This is a genomic window from Kribbella sp. VKM Ac-2569, assembly GCF_004216905.1.
Taxonomy (GTDB): Bacteria; Actinomycetota; Actinomycetes; order Propionibacteriales; family Kribbellaceae; genus Kribbella.
This window is the reverse complement of the sequence record NZ_SGXJ01000002.1, coordinates 578328-596491: the sequence shown is the minus strand read 5'-3', so window position 1 is coordinate 596491 and position 18164 is coordinate 578328. Positions and strand designations below refer to the sequence as shown.

At 67.8% G+C, this 18164-nt stretch carries 20 protein-coding genes; 11 read left to right on the top strand and 9 right to left on the bottom strand.

Annotated elements, in window-relative coordinates:
* Positions 1-12 precede the first annotated feature (12 nt).
* Positions 13-1236, bottom strand: a complete 1224-nt coding sequence (locus tag EV649_RS15870) for a lactate racemase domain-containing protein (protein WP_241998259.1) — start codon at positions 1234-1236, stop codon at positions 13-15.
* Positions 1237-1417: 181 nt separating this feature from the next.
* On the opposite strand from EV649_RS15870, the gene EV649_RS15865 reads away from it, so the two are divergent.
* A complete protein-coding gene (locus tag EV649_RS15865; protein WP_130384208.1) occupies positions 1418-2797 on the top strand; it encodes an FAD-binding oxidoreductase in 1380 nt (459 codons plus the stop codon).
* Here EV649_RS15865 and EV649_RS15860 read toward each other — a convergent pair.
* Positions 2794-3480 (bottom strand): DUF4389 domain-containing protein, encoded by a 687-nt coding sequence (locus EV649_RS15860; RefSeq protein ID WP_130384207.1) that lies wholly within the window; start codon positions 3478-3480, stop codon positions 2794-2796. The two genes, EV649_RS15865 and EV649_RS15860, sit on opposite strands and share 4 nt — an antisense overlap.
* 159 nt (positions 3481-3639) lie before the next feature.
* Here EV649_RS15860 and EV649_RS15855 point away from each other — a divergent pair, with 159 nt between their 5' ends.
* Positions 3640-4521: an SDR family oxidoreductase gene (locus EV649_RS15855; protein ID WP_198682519.1), complete on the top strand. Its 882-nt coding sequence runs from the start codon at positions 3640-3642 to the stop codon at positions 4519-4521.
* Between the two features lie 45 nt (positions 4522-4566).
* Here EV649_RS15855 and EV649_RS40805 read toward each other — a convergent pair whose 3' ends face one another.
* Positions 4567-4743 carry a hypothetical protein gene (locus EV649_RS40805; RefSeq protein ID WP_157996250.1) on the bottom strand — a complete coding sequence of 59 codons (177 nt, stop codon included), beginning with the start codon at positions 4741-4743 and terminating at the stop codon, positions 4567-4569.
* 18 nt (positions 4744-4761) lie between these two features.
* On the opposite strand from EV649_RS40805, the gene EV649_RS15850 reads away from it, so the two are divergent.
* Entirely contained in the window at positions 4762-5241 is a 480-nt protein-coding gene (locus tag EV649_RS15850) for an NUDIX domain-containing protein (protein ID WP_130384206.1), read from the top strand.
* Between the two features lie 44 nt (positions 5242-5285).
* Here the strand turns inward: EV649_RS15850 and EV649_RS15845 are convergent, their stop codons facing one another.
* Entirely contained in the window at positions 5286-6182 is an 897-nt protein-coding gene (locus tag EV649_RS15845; RefSeq protein WP_130384205.1) for an NAD(P)H-binding protein, read from the bottom strand.
* A gap of 101 nt (positions 6183-6283) precedes the next feature.
* Between EV649_RS15845 and EV649_RS15840 the strand changes: the two genes are divergently transcribed.
* Complete coding sequence (locus EV649_RS15840) at positions 6284-7126, top strand: AAC(3) family N-acetyltransferase (RefSeq protein WP_130384204.1); 843 nt, start codon at positions 6284-6286, stop codon at positions 7124-7126.
* A gap of 8 nt (positions 7127-7134) precedes the next feature.
* Here the strand turns inward: EV649_RS15840 and EV649_RS15835 are convergent, their stop codons facing one another.
* The 4 genes from EV649_RS15835 to EV649_RS15820 form a co-directional block, all read right to left on the bottom strand.
* A complete protein-coding gene (locus EV649_RS15835) occupies positions 7135-8163 on the bottom strand; it encodes an NADPH:quinone reductase (protein WP_130384203.1) in 1029 nt (342 codons plus the stop codon).
* Positions 8164-8247: 84 nt separating this feature from the next.
* On the bottom strand, positions 8248-9984 hold the full coding sequence (locus tag EV649_RS15830) for a sialidase family protein (protein ID WP_130384202.1): 1737 nt from the start codon (positions 9982-9984) through the stop codon (positions 8248-8250).
* A gap of 148 nt (positions 9985-10132) precedes the next feature.
* The gene (locus tag EV649_RS15825) at positions 10133-10945 is read right to left on the bottom strand and encodes an alpha/beta hydrolase (RefSeq protein WP_130384201.1); all 813 of its coding nucleotides are present in this window, start codon (positions 10943-10945) and stop codon (positions 10133-10135) included.
* 70 nt (positions 10946-11015) lie between these two features.
* Positions 11016-11840, bottom strand: a complete 825-nt coding sequence (locus tag EV649_RS15820; RefSeq protein ID WP_130384200.1) for an alpha/beta hydrolase — start codon at positions 11838-11840, stop codon at positions 11016-11018.
* 189 nt (positions 11841-12029) lie between these two features.
* Here EV649_RS15820 and EV649_RS15815 point away from each other — a divergent pair, with 189 nt between their 5' ends.
* Both EV649_RS15815 and EV649_RS15810 read left to right on the top strand, forming a co-directional pair.
* Positions 12030-12557 carry a DinB family protein gene (locus tag EV649_RS15815; protein WP_130384199.1) on the top strand — a complete coding sequence of 176 codons (528 nt, stop codon included), beginning with the start codon at positions 12030-12032 and terminating at the stop codon, positions 12555-12557.
* Positions 12558-12900: 343 nt separating this feature from the next.
* Positions 12901-14751 carry a heparinase II/III family protein gene (locus EV649_RS15810; protein ID WP_241998258.1) on the top strand — a complete coding sequence of 617 codons (1851 nt, stop codon included), beginning with the start codon at positions 12901-12903 and terminating at the stop codon, positions 14749-14751.
* 38 nt (positions 14752-14789) lie between these two features.
* On the opposite strand, the gene EV649_RS15805 is transcribed toward EV649_RS15810, so the two are convergent.
* Entirely contained in the window at positions 14790-15374 is a 585-nt protein-coding gene (locus EV649_RS15805) for an AAA family ATPase (RefSeq protein WP_241998256.1), read from the bottom strand.
* Between the two features lie 125 nt (positions 15375-15499).
* Between EV649_RS15805 and EV649_RS15800 the strand changes: the two genes are divergently transcribed.
* From EV649_RS15800 to EV649_RS15785, 5 genes are all read left to right on the top strand, one after another.
* Positions 15500-15874 carry a PH domain-containing protein gene (locus EV649_RS15800; RefSeq protein WP_130384197.1) on the top strand — a complete coding sequence of 125 codons (375 nt, stop codon included), beginning with the start codon at positions 15500-15502 and terminating at the stop codon, positions 15872-15874.
* Positions 15875-16026: 152 nt separating this feature from the next.
* On the top strand, positions 16027-16170 hold the full coding sequence (locus EV649_RS40800; protein WP_157996249.1) for a hypothetical protein: 144 nt from the start codon (positions 16027-16029) through the stop codon (positions 16168-16170).
* A gap of 168 nt (positions 16171-16338) precedes the next feature.
* Complete coding sequence (locus EV649_RS15795; protein WP_130384196.1) at positions 16339-16968, top strand: histidine phosphatase family protein; 630 nt, start codon at positions 16339-16341, stop codon at positions 16966-16968.
* A gap of 37 nt (positions 16969-17005) precedes the next feature.
* Positions 17006-17323, top strand: a complete 318-nt coding sequence (locus EV649_RS15790) for a nucleoside triphosphate pyrophosphohydrolase (protein ID WP_198682518.1) — start codon at positions 17006-17008, stop codon at positions 17321-17323.
* 64 nt (positions 17324-17387) lie between these two features.
* Positions 17388-18146: a class I SAM-dependent methyltransferase gene (locus EV649_RS15785; RefSeq protein WP_130384195.1), complete on the top strand. Its 759-nt coding sequence runs from the start codon at positions 17388-17390 to the stop codon at positions 18144-18146.
* The last annotated feature ends 18 nt before the right edge of the window (positions 18147-18164 follow it).

Here is an 18164-nt window from a genome sequence, read left to right as displayed (position 1 = left end):
GTTACCGGCGAGTCACTGAAGCCGGTAGAGGGTCTCGCCGGCGTTCGGTACGACGAAGGTCTCCGGGTCGGACTCGTACGCGGCCAGGTCGACCGTCGCCGGGTCGAGGTAGCCGAGGTTGGCCCGCCGTACGACGTCCTCGGGGATGCCGGTGGCGAGCGTGACCCGGACGCGGAGGTGCTCGCCGTTGGCCGGGTCCCAGGTGCCCGCGCCGCGCAGGTGCGTGGAGTGCGCGAGGACGCCCCAGTGCAGGTCGCGGAACTTGTCCCACTGGCCGACGAAGTAGTCGCGGCAGTGGTAGCCGATCTCCTCGATCTCGGGGTGCATCGCGGCCAGCTGGGTGACGTGCGGCGCGTAGAGGATCACCTCGCCGCCGTCCGCGACGATCGGCTCGACCTTGTAGAAGCCCTTGGCCGCGGTCCAGATATCGGCGTACTTCGGTGGCATCACAGAGACGACCCGCCGGACTGGATGCTCCAGGTAGCGGACGTGGGTCTGCGCGGAGATCTCGGCGGCCGCGCACCAGGACGAGATCGTGTCCCCGAACGCGACCGCGTGCAGCGCGTCCGTCCCGGACTGGGCGACCACCGACAGGGCGAGCTTCTCGGCCGGGATGAGCGCGGCGGCCTCGTCGATCAGGGCCCGGACCGGGGTGAGTCCCGGCGTACCGATGATGTTCGCGCTGGTGATCAGGGCGCCGAGCCAGTGCGAGAAGTCGATGACCTCCTGCCCCGCGACCCCCGGGAAGAAGTACTTGTTGCCGCCGGAGAAACCGACCACCTCGTGCGGGAACACCGGCCCGACGACCAGGGCCACGTCGTGCTCGACGACGGCGCGGTTCAGGCGGACCGGAACCTCGTCGCGGAGCATCTCGTCCGAGATCTCGCCGATCCGGTCGGGGCCGATCGTGCCGAGGTCGGCGAACGTGTCGGGTTTCCACCACTCGTGGTTGATCACGTTCGGGTAGTCGCCGCCCAGGTGCTCGCGGAGCTGGTCCGGCGTCATCTCCGCATGAGTGCCCAGGGCAACCAGGATCGTGACCTGACTGTCCTTCAGGGCCTCGGTGACCGCCTTTATGAGCAAGGGAAGCGGGCAGCTGCGGGTCGCGTCCGGGACGATCACGCAGACGCTGCGTCCCTCCAGGCCCGCGCCGGCCAGGACACCGCCGACGAACGCCGTCACCTCGTCCTCGGTCAGGACCTGACCCACACCACCGATCACCGCCGCATCAGTCACACCTCGAACACTACCGACGTACGGCGGGTGAGCCCAGATCGTCTCGGGGCGTGATCGCGCGAAAGCCCTTGGTGGACAGCCGATCGTGTGATGACGCGGTAATCGGCCTGGCGTTGACCCGGCGGGTGCCGCGATGGACGATCGATGGATCGCCTGGGGGAGTGAGCAAGGGGGATCCACCATGTCCGAACTCATCGAACAGCTGCGGCCACCGGGTTTCGGCGGAGTGCTGCTGCGCGACACCGACGCGGCGTACGACGACGCACGCACGGTCTTCAACGGGATGATCGACAAGCGGCCCGCGATGATCGCCCAGTGCGAATCGGTGGGCGACGTCCAGGCGGCACTGCGGTACGGCGCCGATCAGGAGCTGGAGATCGCGGTTCGCGGTGGCGGGCACGGGGTGGCGGGGACCGCGGTCACCGACGGCGGCCTGGTCGTCGATCTGCGGCGGATGAACAGCGTTCAGATCGATCCGTTCGCCCGGATCGCGCGGGTCGGCGGGGGCGCGACCTGGGGTGATCTCGATCGGGCCTGCCAGAAGTACCTGCTGGCGACGACCGGTGGACGGGCGTCGACGACCGGGATCGCGGGCCTGACGCTCGGCGGCGGGTCCGGTTGGCTGGAACGCAAGTACGGGCTCGCGTGTGACGCGCTGATCTCGGTGGAGCTCGTCACCGCGGACGGACGGCTGCTGATCGCGGACGAGACGAAGAACACCGAGCTGTTCTGGGCGCTGCACGGCGGCGGTGGGAACTTCGGGGTCGCGACGTCGCTGACGTTCCATCTCCAGCAGTTGCCCTCGACAACGTTGGCGTTGCTGATGTGGCCGGCGTCGGACGGTCCGACGGTACTGCGTGCGTACCGGGACCTCATCGAGTCGGGTGCGCCCGAAGAGCTCGGTGGCGGCGTGATCTATTTGACCGGGCCGCCCGAAGAGTTCGTGCCCGCGCACCTGCAGGGGCAGCTGATCGTGGGTGCGGCGGCGGTCTACGCCGGGAGCGAGGCGGAAATGCGTGATGTGTTCGCGCCGCTGTTCGCGCTGGAGCCGGAGGCCGAGTTGGTCGCGGAGATGCCGTACGCCGATATTCAATCGGCGCTCGACGATCCGCCGGGGTTCCGGAACTACTGGTCCGGGGAACATCTGGCGTCGTTCCCCGATCCCGCGGTCGAGGCGTTCGCCGGCCGGTCGGCGGACATGATCTCGCCGTCACCGTCGCAACAGGCGATCCTGCCGTGGGGTGGCGCCGTACAACGGGGTGCGGACAAGTGGCCGCAGCCGCATCGCCAGGCGGCGTGGGTCGTGCACCCGTTCGGGCTGTGGTCCGATCCGGCCGACGATGCGCGCGGGATCCGGTGGGCGCGGGACGTGTGCTCGGACCTGGCCGAGTGGGCCACCGGGTACGTGTACCTGAACTTCATCGGCAACGAAGGCCAGAACCGGGTGATCGCGGGGTTCGGCGAGGAGAACTACCAGCGGCTGGCGCGCGTGAAGTGCCAGTACGACCCTGAGAACGTCTTCCATCTGAACCAGAACATCGAGCCCGGCTGGCCCTGTTAGTCAGGCGTCGGGACCTCGACGACAGGATCGGTGCCGCCGAGGTCGAGGCGGAACGGCGGATAGACATCGGTCATCAAGGCGGCGTACCCGGAGACCCTCAAGGCCCAGCGGTTCAGCCCGAGGATCAGGTCGTAGAGCGATCGCGGGTACGCCCCCGTGAAGGCGAGCGCGATCGCGGCGAAGAGGACGAGTACGCCGACCAGGCCGCCGCCGAGGCTCCACTCCCAGTCGTCGGACCGGTTGGCGGCCCAGGCGCCGCCGCCGGTGAAGATGCCGACGATGATGTAGTGCGGGATCGCCAACAGCCACCACTTCACCAGGACCAGGCCACGGGACAGGCGCTCGGGATAGTCCACCGACAGCTGCGCCGGGTAGCTCTCGACCTCGCCGAGCGTGAACGGCGGGTACTGGTCGGTGCCGAGCGCACCGTAGGCGTAGTAGTTCACACGCCACGACCACCGCAGCACGCCGACGTTGTAGTCGAAGAGGGCGCGCGGGTAGCGCTCGGTGAAGAGGATCGCGAAGAACGCGATCACGGAGCAGACCAGGAAACCGATCCAGAGGAACAGCAGTACGACCCAGTGTGGGATCGCCAGGATCCACTTCACCAGCCACAACCACCTGGACGTCCCCGGATCCAGCACCGCGTTCACATGCACCGGGTACGCAACAGAACCTGACATGAATACCAGCCCCCTGTCGCTCAGGGTCCCCGGCCGAATCGTCCCTGTCAACGTTGAACTGAGCGGCAATGGACAGAACCGTGCGGGGAGCGGATGCTGAGAGCAGTGCGGCCGGGTCTTGCACCGGGCGACCGACAGGGTCGCGACAAGGTGGCGTCCGTGCCGGGGGCTCGGATGGACTCGATCAGTGGTCGGCACATGATCGGCAGGACAGTTCTGATCACAGGGGGTACGTCGGGTATCGGCAAAGCAACCGCGCTGGGCCTGGCGGCAATGGGCGCCCGGGTGCTGGTCACCGGGCGCGACACCAGGCGCACCGACGACACGGCGCGGGAGATCCGGGTGGCCGGTGGGACCGCCGAGGTGTTCGTGGCGGATATGTCCGTGCAGTCGGAGGTCCGCCGACTGGCCGACGAAGTGCTTCGGCAGGAGCCACGGATCGACGTACTGATCAACAACGTCGGCGGCTACTGGAACAGTAGGCATGTCACCGCGGACGGCCTCGAGCACACCTTTGCCGTCAACCACCTCGCGCCGTACCTGCTCACCCATCTGCTCCTCGAGCGCCTTGAGCAGGGCGCTGCGGCTCGCGTGGTCACGGTCGCGTCCAACGCGCATACGTTCGGGCGCATCGACTTCGACGACCTCCAGGGCACCCGGTCCTACTCCGGATCCCGCGCGTACAACCAGTCCAAGCTCGCCAACGTTTTGTTCAGCTACGAACTGGCCAGAAAGCTGCGGGCCACGGCGGTCACCGCCAACGCGGTACATCCGGGCTTGGTGAGTACCGCGTTCGGAGCCGACGACCCGGGTCGTGTGCAGCGACTGTTCGTGCCCGTCCTGCGCCCGTTCATGAAGTCCCCGGCCGGCGGTGCCGCCACCTCGATCCACCTGGCGTCCGCGCCCGGCCTCGATCGGACGACCGGCCAGTACTTCGTCAGGAGCAAGTCCGCGCGATCATCCCCACGGAGCTACGAGGAATCGGTCGCGGCACACCTCTGGGCGGTCAGCGCCGACCTGGTCGGACTGTTCATTCCGTAGCCAGGTCGGCAGGGCGTTCGGCGCGCGACCATTGCGCGGCGGCGATCACGGCGGGAACCAACTGGTGCGCGCGACCGCGTCCACCGCGCCGACCTTGCGCGCGCAGTCCTCACCCGGCGCGTACCAGCCGGGCATCGACAAGGTGACGACCGTCGTCCACACCAGCCCGCCGATCAAACCCAACCCCAGCAGGGATCCCGCCCGCCGCCTCACCCAGTCCACGGCTCTACCCTCTCATTCGTGGACCCCTACCTCGCCCAGCTCCGCCGCGACGTCGGCTCCCGCCTGCTGTTGCTGCCCGGTGCGCAGGTCCTCGCGATCGATGCGGACGATCGCATCCTGTTCCAGAGAAGTCGCGACTCCGGTCTGTGGGAGCTGCCCGCCGGCGGAGCAGAACCAGGCGACAGCTTCCGTCGTACGGCGGCCCGCGAGTTCTCCGAGGAGACCGGGCTGACTGTTGCGGAGGAGGACCTGGTCCCGTTCGCGAGCCTGTCGCGCGCCGACGTACACACGCTGACCTACCCGAACGGCGATCTCGTGCAATGCTTCGCGCTCTGCTTCGAGGCGCGCCGCTGGACCGGCACGCTGCGACCTGGCGAGGACGAAGTCCTCGAGGCCGGATTCTTCGCGGCTCCACCTGGACCGATGCATCCGCCGACCGAGGTCGTCCTGCGACTGCACGACGTGTTCCGGGAAACCGGCTTGTTCCAGGCCCTTTGACCTCGTGTAGCGGGGCCGGGAATGTGCCCGGGTCCTGCGATCGCCTATCGAGGTAGGTGGTTCACCTGGTCGCGGAGGTAGTCGGTGGCGGAGCGGGGCGTGATGCCGCGGCTGCGGAGCGGCTCGTCGGTCCAGGTGGCGTCCGGTCCGGACTGGAGCAGTCCGGCGCCGAAGACCGACGCGAGTGCGTCGTTGCGCCGCTTCAGCAGGCGGATCGCCAGGCGGGCGACCGGCGCCGGCATCCGCTGCACCTTCATCTGACGACGAGTGAGGTCCTCGGCGACCACGACCGCCTCCTTCCGGCTGAGCTCCTCCGGGCCGCCGACCTCGATCATCGCGGGCGGATCGGGCTCCACCGCGACGGCGGCGAGCAGGGCCGCGACGTCGTCCGTGCTCACCCAGCGAACCTTCGCGTCGCCGCTCCCGATCAGCGAAATCTTGCCCTTGGCAACATCGAACCTGCCCAACGGCGCAAGGTGAATCTCCTGGAACGCGTCCGGCCGCACGATCACACTGCGCATCGCCGATTGCCCCAGCTTGTCCTCGATCGCCAGCTTGGCGTGCTCCAGCGGTGTCCCGAGCATCGAGCTGATCCCGGCGTACGAGACGTAGACGAACCGCCGTACGCCGGCCTCCTCGGCCGCGTCGACGAGCGCCGCTGTCCCGAGCTTGTCGGTCTCGTGGATCGTGGGCCTGCGTGCGCCGCTCAGCCGCCGCGCGATCGCTGTCGCGGTCGAGACAACGGTGTCCGCCTCATCACAAGCCGCCCGCAGACTCGCGGCATCCGTCAGGTCGCCCCGCACGACCTCCGCACCAGCACTCTCGAGCCCCGTCGCATCACTTGCGGGCCGTACCAGGCACCGCACACCGAGATCCCGCTCCAGCAGCAGGCGGACAACCCGCCCACCCAACTCCCCGGTCCCACCAACGACCAGAATCATCAGACCCACCCCCGGCTCCGACGGTCCCCCTTACCGCCGTTCTGCGCAAGAACCGGTGAAAATGCCAGGCGGAATCAGCCTGCGGATGGGATATTTCCGAGATGCGCGCAACGGATGTCGTGACCGGAGCGGACCTCGTCGACGGCCTGCGGCAGCTCGGGCTGGGGCGGGCGTCCGAGGTGATCGTGCACTCGTCGCTGAGTTCCTTCGGGTACGTCGACGGTGGCGCGGAGGCGGTTTGCTCGGCGCTGACCGAGGTGTGCGGGACCGTGCTGATGCCTGCCGGCACGTGGGATCTCACCGGGATCCCGGCACCACCCGGACTGGTTCGGCCGCACAACGCCTACTGGAACGCGAACGACTGGCCGGACTTCGACGCTCGGTTGTCACAGGCAACCAGTTTCCGTGCCGAGCTCCCGATCGACCGCTGGCTCGGAACGATTCCGGAAACTTTCCGCCTGACCTGCTCGCCGTTCCGCACCGAGCATCCGCTGTTTTCCTACCAGGCCGCCGGCCCCGCGGCTGAACGGCTCCTGGAAGCGCAGCGCCCCGACTGGCCGCTCGGCCCGATCGAGGCCCTCGACGGCGACGTGCTGCTGCTCGGCGTCACCCACACCTCGAACACCACGATCCACCTCGCCGAGCAGTATCTCGGCCGCTCGCGCTTCTACAGGTACGCGAAGTCAGCCGACGGCCTGTGGGCCGAGCTCCCCAACGTCCCCGGCGAAAGCCACCACTTCGGCATGATCGAGCCGGTACTGCGCTCTGCGACCAAGGAAATCCAGATCGGAAACGCCCGCATCCGCCGAATCCCCAAACAGGCAGTACTGGCAGCGACCCGGCAGTTCGTCGAAGCCGACCCCGCCGCCCTCCTCTGCACCGACGACCCGACCTGCCGCTGCGCCGCAGCCCTGCAACAGCGCTTGGCCGCCCTCGCCGAGTAGGGCCGTCCTCAGTCTGGAATGACGTCGATGAGGACCTTGCCGACGACGGCTTCCTCGACGGCGGCGTGAGCGTCCGCGGCCTGGCCGAGTGGGTAGTGGTGCAGTGGGAGGCCGGCGTCGGGGCCGATGCGGACCGCGCCGGCCTCGACCGCGGCCGAGACGTCGGCCAGGCCGCGCGGGCGCCAGGACTCGGGAGCCGTGTAGAGCAGGACGAACTGCCAGCGGGCGTTGGGCACCATCGAGGCGCGCACCGGGAGTTCCATCGTCGCGCCTCCGTCGGTCGCGTACACCGACACCGAGCCGTGCGGCGCGATCACCGCGGCGTCGATGGCCGCGTTCGCCGCCGGCGACACCTCGACGATCGTGTGCACGCCGTGCGGTGCGATCGCCCGTACCTCCGCGACCACGTCCTGCTGCTTGTAGTCGATCACGTGGTCGGCGCCGGCCAGCGCAGCCAGCTTGCCCTTCTCCGGGCTGCTCACGGTGGTGATCACGGTCGCGTCGGACCACCGGGCCAGCTGGATCGCCGCGTTGCCGACCGCTCCGGCGCCGCCGGCCACCAGCACGGTGCGGCCGGCGAGCTTGCCTGGTCCGAGGCGATCAGGGCCGTCCTCGGTCACCGTCAGGCATCGATGTGCGGTCAGGAACGGTACGCCGAGCGCGGCGCCGAGGTCGTACGACGCGTCGTCGGGCAGCGGCACCACATGACGCACCGGGACCACGGCGTACTCCTGCGCCGTACCTCCCGAAGGCCGTTGGTACGCGGCCTCCCAGAGCCAGACCCGGCGACCGGTGAGGGCCGCGTCGACGCCCTGGCCGACGGCGTCCACGACACCGGATCCGTCCTGGTTCGGCACCTGCGCCGGGTGCACCGGCGTACCGGCCTCGCTGCCGCGGCGCGACTTCCAGTCGGTCGGATTGACGCCCGACCGGTGGATCCGCACCCGCACTTCTCCGGCACCTACCTCGGTCAGCGGCCTGTCCACGAGGGTCAGGACGTCGGGCTCACCGGTCACGGAGTACTGGATGGCGCGCACGTCATCGACGCTACCCCAGTTGCTGGCTGAACAGCAGCGCCGCGGGGGCGCCGTCACAGGACGGCACCCCCAACGGCCGGATCGTCACGGAGTCGGATCCGCGTAAGTGCCTCCGAGGATGTCGGTGTTGCCGAAGGTCGCCGGGCAGGCGGCCAGGACGTTGGGCGGTGCGCCGGGAGTCGCGGTGTAGAGCGACGCCCGGTAGGTGTTGATCGCCGGGCAGACGCCCGCGTTGCCGGCGTCGTTCCAGACCGCGACGGCGCGGTCGTTCGTCGCGGCGGCGTACACGTAGTCGCCGAGGAACTCCGAGATCAGCGCGTTCGCGCTGCTGCCCCGTGGGTCACCGCCCGGAGTTCGTTCGAGCGTGGTCCAGCCGGACGGTACGCCGCCTGCCACGTTCGCGTGCCGGACCTCGCCGACCAGGCCACGCGGGTCCGTCGTGTTGCTGCGGTACGGCGTGGTGAACGAGTTGTGCACGATGTAGAGATCGGTGCCGTCCGGGGACACCGCGGGCGCGGTGTAGACCGGGCGGTCGCCGGCCGTCAGTGCGAGCGGAGCCGGCGTGACCCAGGATGCGCCGCCGTCACGCGACCAGGTCAGCATCAACTGTTCGTTGTTCAGACCGGCCCGGCCGTCGGACCAGGTCATGAAGATCTCGTTGGTCGCGCCCGCGCCGGTGGGCCGGCCGTTCGCGATGTCGACGTTCGGTCCGCCGGCCAGGTCGACGCGCGCGCCGGCGATGCCGTCCATCACCGGGCGACCCGCGACCGGGTCGAACACACCGGGCTCGACCACGGGCGCGACGGCTGTCGGACCGACCCAGTGCGCTCCGCCGTCGGTCGACTTGTACATCAGTTGCAGGTTCACACCGCCGCGGGCACCGACGCCGAAGACGTAGACGTTGCCGGTGCTGTCAGTACGCACGACACAACCGTCGGGCTGCTGGTTGATGCCGTTGCTCGTGGCCGGTCCGACCTGTTTGGTGATCCAGGTGCGGCCGCCGTCGGCCGATCGCGCCACGGTCAGCGGTACTGGGAAGGCCTGTCCGCGGCTGTTGCTGCGGAAGCTGGCCCAGCACGTGTACACGTGACCGAAGAACCGGCTGCTCGACGCGTTGTCGGCGTAGATCTGCTCCTTGTCGGAGAAGGTCGTCGACGACTGCCTCGAGATGATGACGGGAGCGGTCCAGGCCGAAGCGCTCCCGGCCGCCGCCGCACGAACGTCGTCGGTGGTCGACACCGCGATCGCCTCGAACCCGCGGAACGTCTCGAGCTTCCTGTCGGCGGAGAAGTTCGACGTCAGGTTGGCGTAGTACAACCGGGAGCCGTTGGCCCAGGAGAACGTGCCGTTCGGACCCGGTCGTGGTCCGAACGCGACGGCCGGGTCACCGTCGGAGACCAGCCCGGCCTCGTAGTAGTTCGGCAGCGTGCCGATCGGGCCCACCCGCGGAACGCAGACCGCAGGCCCGAGGCAGTGCCTGGCGGTCCAGCCGGTATACGTCGGCTGGGTCCAGCTCTGCCCGCTGTTGAACGAGAAGTACACGCCGGAGACGCCGACGCCGTCGGTGAACGGGCACGTACTCGGGTCACCCGCCGCGCACGACTCCATGTCGATCTCCTCGTTCGCTCCCGCGACCATCACCGCCGGATCGTGCGCGTCGATCGCGACGGCGGGCTCGTTCTGCTTGTTCTGCGAGAACGGCGTCGGTGGGCTGCCGACCGTCACCTGCGTGGCCGGTGCGGCATAGGCGGCGACGGCGGCTCCACAGAGGGCAGCTGCGAACGCAGCGACGGAAGCGATGATGAGGCGCGGTTTGCCCATGATCCCTCCCCAGGGGACGCCCATCGGTCCGGGACCGTTTCCCGGCCCGCCTGGACGTCTCCGACCTACACCTGCGCCCGGGCCCGCACAACACCTCGCACCAGGTCGTGACGGCTTGCGTACCGTCGTACGCAAGCCGTCACGGAGCTCACCTGGTGGCGCGGATCGCCTTCTCGATCACCGACGTGATCGGATCAGGTGCGGTGATGAGGCCGAGGTGGCCGGTCGGGATGCGGGTGATGGTGGAGTGGGCCCGGGTGGCCATGAACTCCTGGGCGGTCGGGGTGATGATCAGATCCTTCGTGCCGAGGACGTACCAGGACGGGATCGTCGCCCAGGCCGGCGGCCCGGACGGACTGAAGCCGGCGCCCAGGGTGAGCGGACGCTGCGCCGGGTACAGACGCTCGGCCTGCGAGGGCGGTACCCCGGACGCGAACGACTGCACGAACGTGTCGTGCTTCAGGTAGAGGTCGACGTCGTCGGCGGGCGCTCCGGGATACGGAACGAAGTCGAAAACGGTTTCCGGCGGTACGGCGAGAGCGGACTCCGCACCCGCCAACGGGAAGACGGCCTCGCCTTCAGCCGGCGCGAACGCGTCGACGTACACGAGGGCCTTGACGTTCGGGTTCCCGGTGGCGGCGTTGGTGATCACCGCGCCGCCGTACGAATGCCCGACCAGGACGATCGGCCCGGACAGGGTGGAGAGGAAGTTGCGGATGGTCGCGGCGTCGGTGGGGAGGCTGCGCAACGGGTTCGGCGGTACGCGGACCTGATACGCGTCGTCGAGCAGCCGGTTGGTGACCTTCGCCCAGCTGGATCCGTCGGCCCACGCGCCGTGAACCAGCACGACGGTCGGCCGCGGTCCGTTCTGGTACGACGCTGCGGCGGGCGTCACGGCCGCGAGCAGGACGCCGACGACGGCGCCGAGGGCCGCCAGAAAACGTGTTCTGTGGTGGTGCATCGATGGTGCCTTTCGTCAGGCGACTGTCGCCGGGAGGGCGCGCTGATGCGTGACGAAGCCGAACAGTGAGCTACGACCGGAAGAATTCGAGCAGATCGGCGTTGACCACGTCAGCGTGCGTCGTGGGCAGGCCGTGCGGGAGGTCCTTGTAGGTCTTCAGGACCCCGTTCTTGAGCAGCGCGGCCGACTTCGGGCCGGAATCGGCGTACGGGACGATCTGGTCGTCCTCGCTGTGCACGACCAGGACCGGGATGGTGATCGACCGCAGGTCCTCGGTGAAGTCGGTCTGGGAGAACGCGACGATGCCGTCGTAGTGCGCCTTCGCGCCGCCCATCATGCCCTGGCGCCACCAGTTCGCGATGACCGCTTCGCTGGGCACGGCGCCCGGACGGTTGAAGCCGTAGAACGGCCCTTCCGGGAGTGCGCGGTAGAAGGCCGACCGGTTCGCCGCGAGCTGCGCCTGGAGGTCGTCGAAGACCGCCTTCGGCAGGCCCTCGGGGTTCGCGTCGGTCTGCACCATCAGCGGCGGGACCGCGCAGAGCAGCGCGGCCTTGGCGGCCCGGTCCTCGCCGTGCCGGGCCAGGTAGTGCGTGACCTCGCCGCCGCCGGTCGAGTGGCCGACGTGGATGCAGTCGCGCAGATCGAGGTGGTCGACGACTGCCTTCAGGTCGTCTGCGTAGTGGTCCATGTCGTGTCCGTCGCCGGTCTGCGTCGACCGGCCGTGTCCGCGGCGGTCGTGCGCGACGACGCGGTACCCCTTCGACAGGAAGAACAGCAGCTGGTTGTCCCAGTCGTCGGCCGACAGCGGCCATCCGTGGCTGAAGACGATCGGCTGGCCCGTACCCCAGTCCTTGTAGAAGATCTCCGTACCGTCGCTGGTCGTGATCGTTCCCATGTGAACCCCCTCGGTCCGCAACGGGGCTCGGCCTTGGTGCCGCCCCCCGCGACACGCTAGCCGCCGGCACCTGCCGGAAGAAGCCCTATCTCAGCCAACTACGGCTGAACCACGCACGAACCACGAACCGACCACGAACCTGGCGATAGAGGTCAGTACCTGACCGCTATGCCTTCTAGAGTTCCTGGCATGACGACAAACGAGCAGAGCTTGACCGGTGAGCGGGCCGACATCCTGGACTTCCTCGGCAAGCACCGGTACTTCCTGCGGCACACCGCGGAGGGGCTGACCGACGAGCAGGCCGCCACTCGCAGCACGATCAGCGAGCTGACGGTCGGCGGCCTGATCAAGCATGTGAGTGCCACCGAGCAGCACTGGGCCGAGTTCGCTCAGGGCAAGGGCGAGAGCAGCCCGGCGGAGGTGGAGTACACCCCGGAGGTCATCGCCGCCTGGCAGGACCAGTTCCGTCTCACCGAGGGCGAGACGCTGGCCGGCGTCCTCGCGGAGTACGAGAAGGTCGCCGCCGCCACGGACGAGCTCGTCCGCACCCTCGACCTGGACACCAGCTACGAGCTCCCGGCCGCGCCCTGGCAGCCGCCGGGTGTGTTCTGGACCGTCCGCCGGGTCTTCCTGCACATCACAGCCGAGACCGCCCAGCACGCCGGTCACGCCGACATCATCCGGGAAACGATCGACGGCCAGAAAACCATGGGCTGAACCAATAAACCGAGCGCCAGGACTCCTTCCGGGGTCCTGGCGCTCTGCTGTCTCCAGATCACGAAAACTTTTCGGGGTGTCGCTGCATCATGGGTAGTAAGGGGAACTAAACCTCGGTGAGTTGACCGCCTCCACTTGGGCTGACCGATGGTACGGCGTACCGCACGCCGGTACGCCAGTCTGCTCAGGAGACCGTCGCCGGTGTCCGGAGACGGTGGGGGAGAGGTACAACTTCATGCGGTTCAGGGGAACGGCCTGTATGGCCGTGGGAATCGCTGTTCTGGTTCTGGGGACGGGAACAGCTGCAGGAGAAACTCGTACATCGGGGGAGGAACCGGGCATCTTGATCGTCCCGGGGCCGGAGGATCCGGGCGAGTCCCAATTCGTGCCGGGCGCGAGCAACGTCGTACCGCCGACGGCCGCGCCGGCGACGGACGTCGGTACGACCACGAACAAGATCCAAGCGCTCGCGGCACCTTTCTACGCGTGCCCGGGGTTCAGCGGGATCGAGAAGACGAACCCGCTGACGAACCTGTACGCCGACAAATTCCAGTGGGGTCCGTACGCGGCGTACAAGGTCGGCAGCGGTGCCGGCAACATCAACTGGGCGTCGAATCCCTACAAGAACGCCAGCTGGTACATGTGGTTCCACTCACTGCGCTGGCTCGGCCAGGGGATCGTTGCCGCAGGCAATGGCGATCTGACCGCGATGACCCGGGTCAACACGATCGCGTACGACTGGTACCGCGACAACCCGTACTCGTGGAAGGCGAACGTCGGCGCGTGGGAGTCGACCATGCACCGGACCAACGTGCTGATCTGCTTGCGCCAGGCGATCCTGACCGGGTTGCACGTGACCACGGTGCCGGCCCGGTACGCGTGGGTGGACGCAGCGGTGCTGAGTCACGCGCGATTCCTGACATACAACTGGAGCGGTGCCTGGAACCACGGCACCGATGAGAGCATCGCGCTGTTCGGCGTCGGCTGCGTCCTCGGCCGGACCGACTACAAGAACCTCGCACAGCAACGATTCGCGGCCGGTATCACGACCTCGATCGACGCCCAGGGCGGGACCAACGAACAGTCCACCGGCTACGCATCCTTCAACTACACCCTCTGGGGCCGCGCGATCACCGTGATGCAGAACTGCGGCGTCAACCCCGGTACGACGATCGCCGGCCGGCGCGCGTTGCTGGCCAAGTTCTTGACCCTGGCAACGAACTCGATGGGCAATCTCCACCAGATCGGTGACACCGAGATACGGGGGATGTACCCGTGGCCGGGCACGTCGTTGGAGTACGCCGGTACGAAGGGTACGTCGGGCACCGCGCCGCTGTGGCGGGTCGGGGCCTACTCGGCCGGTTACATCTTCGGTCGCACCGGATGGGGAACTGATCCCACCAGGGGCTTCACGGGCGAGTCGGCGTACAGCATCAGGTACGGCACGGGGCGCGCGTTCCACGGGCATCTCGACCACACCAGCATCACGTACACGTCACGTGGCCGGGACATCATCGTCGACGGCGGGTACGCCGCGTACAACGCCGGCGCGTACCGCACGTGGTCCGTCGGTCCGAGCGCTCACAGTGTGATGACGACGCCGATGTCGACGTACCTGAATCCGGTGACTCGGCTGACCGCGTTGTCGGTCAAGTCGAACGCGGAGTCGTACGTGTTCGCCGACGCACCGGGCTCGGGGATCAGCCGGGTACGGCGGGTCCTGATGCTGAAGGACCCGGACATGATGGTCACCTGGGACACTGCCTCGGCGACGACTGCGCAGGCGTTCCAGACGTTGTGGCACCTGCCGGCCGACCAGCGGGCGAGCGTGTACTCGCGGACCACCGCGGTCGCGATGGCGCCAGGGGACACGACGAAGACGATCCTGTTCCAGGTCCCGTTCAAACAAGCTCTGCCGGCCGGCGCGATCCTGGTCAAGCAGGCCCAGACCAACCCGATCCAGGGCTGGCAGTACCCGAGCAGCTTCGTCCGCAAGTCCGCCCCGACCCTGATGCTGGCCCGCTCCGGCAAGTCAGCCTCGATCCTGTCGTTCGTCGTCCCGGTCCGCGCCTCGGGAACCGTGACCTACAAGACGTACTGGTCAGGCACAACCTTCATCGTGTCGCTCAAGGTCGGCGGCAAAGCCACCGCCATAGCCATCTCCGCCGGCGGCTCGCTCTACCGCGCCGGCTGACCCGAAGGGGCGTCTCCATACTCTGGAGGCGCCCTTTCTCACATCGCCCGGAGCTGGTCGAAGGCCGTTGGCGGACCTGCTTCGAGGCGGTCGCGGATTATCGCAGCGCATTCCACCGGCGTTTGCCGATCCGACTCGACCTCCACGTCGTACACACCGTGCTCGTGGACGATCGGGAACTGCGCCGCCGCCCTGCCGATCGTGCGGTTGCTGCGTTCGCGTTCGCGCCGCTCGAGTTCGGGCAGCGAGCAACGAACGCCGACGAACAGGACCTGCAGCCCGTCGAACACGGCCAGGCAATCCGCGAGCCGCCAGTGCTCACCAACGATGTGATCCACCACCACGTCGTTCCCCGCCGACGCCATCCCGGCAACGGCCCGGTGGAATCCGAGCACCGTTCGCTGGAACACGGACAGGAAAGCCTCGTCCGACATCTCCCGCCTGGCGCGGATCCGATGGAACTGGTCGATCCCCAGATGAAACCAGGTACCGTCCAGCGATCCGAGCAGCTCGGTCGCGATACTCGACTTCCCGGAACTCGACGTACCGTTGAGCAGAATCAGCCGACCTGGGCGGCCGATGTCCGTTTCGGGAGTCAGTTCATGGCTTGCGGTGATCGACACCGGCCTATTGTCCCCGACAACTTCTTCCCCGGCACGGCGAGGAAAGCGATCGGCTCTCAGCTGTGAACAGCACACGAGCTTGCTCGGCCGGTGCGGTGGATCGGTATCTGTGGTTACGTGGCTGCGTGATCGACTTCTCCAACGGCTCCGTCTTCAAGCTCAGCCCCGCGGCCTCGAACGATCTGGGGCCACTCGTGGCTCCCTTAATGATCCCTGGAGAGCAGGTTGTTGCCTGCTTCAAGGCGGTCCGCGATTTCGTCGTTTTCACCGACAAACGATTGATAGCGGTGAACGTGCAGGGGATGACGGGCAAGAAGCGTGACTTTACCTCGCTGCCGTACAGCAAGATCCAGGCTTTCTCGGTTGAGACGGCGGGTACCTTCGACCTCGATGCAGAGCTAGACCTATGGTTCAGCGGCCTCGGCAAAGTTCGACTCGAGTTCAAGGGAGCCTCTGACATCCGGCAACTCGGTCACATGATTGCGAGCTACGTGCTCTGAGGCGTTCGCAAGGTACAAACCTCAAGCCGCTCGACTTGCTGGCATCTGATCGATGCGGTCGTGCGAGCCTGAGTCGCTTTGCCGCGCTTCGGTGATGCGCCCTCGGTCGGATATCCAGCGTCAGGACGGGTTCGTACGCCGAACCACGTTGGATGTCTCGCAGGGCCGCGCCAAGGAAGTTCGTCGTACGGGCTGGTGATTACCCGTACGGGATGTCCGAGCTCAGCGAGCACCGCATCGAACATCTGCCGCGCCTCGGTCGACTGACGGCGGGTGAGTCCGGCCAGCTCGCGTAGCAGCGGGGAGTCGTATCCCTCAACCAGCCAGTGAGCCGCGAGCATGGGCAGGTCCGCGTCGGGAACGGCTCGACCGCGGCTCGCCTGTTCAGGGGTTAGGTCGAACGCGTCCACAAACGCGATCCTGACACAGCGAACCGCAGCAGAGTCGGCGGCGTCCATCAGAGGATGAGCGAGTCATTGGGGAGTACCCGTTACCTGTACCTGGTCAGGCATGGTGAGGCGCTGGGGGATGGGGGCGGCTTGACCGAAGGGGGTCGGCGTCAGGCTGTTCTTCTCGGTCGGCGGATGCGGAACGTTGCCTTCTCCACCGTTCATCACGGGCCTCTTCCGCGGGCGGAGCAGACTGCGCGTCTGGTCCGGGAGCAGTTGGAGTTGGAAGTCCCGCTCGAGGTTTCGGAAGTGGCGGGAGACTACGTCCCGTATGTGCCGGAGAGGGACGAGTTGCCCGCCGAGTCGGCTGACGACCTGCTCCGCTTCCTCCAGCAGGCCACACCTGAGGAGCTCAAGCGCGGACCTGAGCTCGCCCGCCTGGCTCTTGAGCGCTTTGCCGGCCCGGTGGACGGCGAGGATGAACAGCGCGAGCTGGTGGTGACCCACAACTTCCTGATCGGCTGGCTAGTCGGACATGCCATGGGCGCGCCGAACTGGCGCTGGCTCAGCCTCAACCACTGCAACGCCGCCCTGACAGTCATCCGCTACGCACCCGGCCGCCCAGCTTCGATGCTCGTCTACAACGACATGCAACACCTACCCGCCGACCTCCGTTGGACCGGCTTCCCCGACGGTCTGAACTAGGATTTGGCGGTTGGGTTTCGGGGTGATGGAGGAATGTGTGAGTGCTGATGGCAAGTTGGTGAGGGATCGGATTCCGGAGATCATCCGTGCGAGCGGGGCTGAGCCGGTGACGTACCAGGCCGATCCTGCCGAGTACCGTCGCCGGTTGCGCGAGAAACTCCTGGAGGAGGTTGACAAGTTTCTCGAGGCCGACGACTCGAGCGCCGTCGAGGAACTCGCCGACATCCTCGAGGTGGTCCATGCCCTCGCAGCCGACCTGGGAACGTCCAAGGATGCCCTGGAAACAATCCGAGCCGCGAAGGCCGGCGAGCGAGGAGCGTTCGCCGATCGAACCATCTGGACCGGCGTCCGCTGACATCGCGCGGACGGTATCCCGAAAATGCCAGGCAGTGGGGCGTGGAAGGTGCCAGGATGCCGGCATGGTTGAGCGCGCGTTGAGCTTCGGGTCGGTGGCGGAGGCCTACGAACGGTTCCGGCCTGGGTATCCCGTGGAACTCCTCGAGTTGGTGACGGCGTACGCCGGTGGGCCGATCCGGACCGCCCTCGAGATCGGCGCCGGGACGGGCAAGGCAACGCGCCTGTTCGCACAGGGCGGGATCGCCGTCACGGCGACAGAGCCGGACGCAGCCATGCTCGCAGAGCTGCGCAAACACCTGCCGGCCAACGTCACAACCGTGCAAGCCGCATTCGAGGACCTGCCGCTGGATTCGTCGTACGACCTGGTGTATTCGGCAGCCGCGCTCCATTGGACCAACCCTGAAGGCCGTTGGGCGCGCATGGCCGCACTCGTCCGACCGGGTGGCGTGTTCACCTCGTTCGGTGTACCGATCCAGCTCTCCGACCCGGCTCTCAAGGAGGCCGTGCGCGCGGCACGTGCGCCGTACCTGGGGTACGACGGCGTCCCGTCGCCCGACGGCACACCCGAGGATCGCCCGATGCAATGGCCCGGCACGGAGCTCGAGCAGTCCGAGTGGTTCACCGACGTCCGGCAGGCGGTGATCGAACGGCGTCTGACGATGAGCGCCGACGACTACATCGGACAACTGTCGACGGTCTCGGCGTACGTGATGCTGCCGCCCGCCGATCGGGACGAGGTCTTCCGCCGAACCCTCGAGGTCCTCCCCGAAACCGTGGAGATCGACGCCCAGATCACCGCCCACCTCGCCCGCCGCCACTGACCAAGAGCACCCGACCTG

Bases quoted from the DNA above. Each gene is read 5' to 3' on its own strand.
- EV649_RS15865 (WP_130384208.1), top strand. From the start codon at position 1,418: ATGTCCGAACTCATCGAACAGCTGCGGCCACCGGGTTTCGGCGGAGTG.
- EV649_RS15845 (WP_130384205.1), bottom strand. From the start codon at position 6,182: ATGATTCTGGTCGTTGGTGGGACCGGGGAGTTGGGTGGGCGGGTTGTC.
- EV649_RS15825 (WP_130384201.1), bottom strand. From the start codon at position 10,945: ATGCACCACCACAGAACACGTTTTCTGGCGGCCCTCGGCGCCGTCGTC.
- EV649_RS15785 (WP_130384195.1), top strand. From the start codon at position 17,388: ATGGTTGAGCGCGCGTTGAGCTTCGGGTCGGTGGCGGAGGCCTACGAA.
- EV649_RS15815 (WP_130384199.1), top strand. From the start codon at position 12,030: ATGACGACAAACGAGCAGAGCTTGACCGGTGAGCGGGCCGACATCCTG.
- EV649_RS15820 (WP_130384200.1), bottom strand. From the start codon at position 11,840: ATGGGAACGATCACGACCAGCGACGGTACGGAGATCTTCTACAAGGAC.
- EV649_RS15860 (WP_130384207.1), bottom strand. From the start codon at position 3,480: ATGTCAGGTTCTGTTGCGTACCCGGTGCATGTGAACGCGGTGCTGGAT.
- EV649_RS40800 (WP_157996249.1), top strand. From the start codon at position 16,027: ATGTCTCGCAGGGCCGCGCCAAGGAAGTTCGTCGTACGGGCTGGTGAT.
- EV649_RS15795 (WP_130384196.1), top strand. From the start codon at position 16,339: ATGAGCGAGTCATTGGGGAGTACCCGTTACCTGTACCTGGTCAGGCAT.
- EV649_RS15840 (WP_130384204.1), top strand. From the start codon at position 6,284: ATGCGCGCAACGGATGTCGTGACCGGAGCGGACCTCGTCGACGGCCTG.
- EV649_RS15830 (WP_130384202.1), bottom strand. From the start codon at position 9,984: ATGGGCAAACCGCGCCTCATCATCGCTTCCGTCGCTGCGTTCGCAGCT.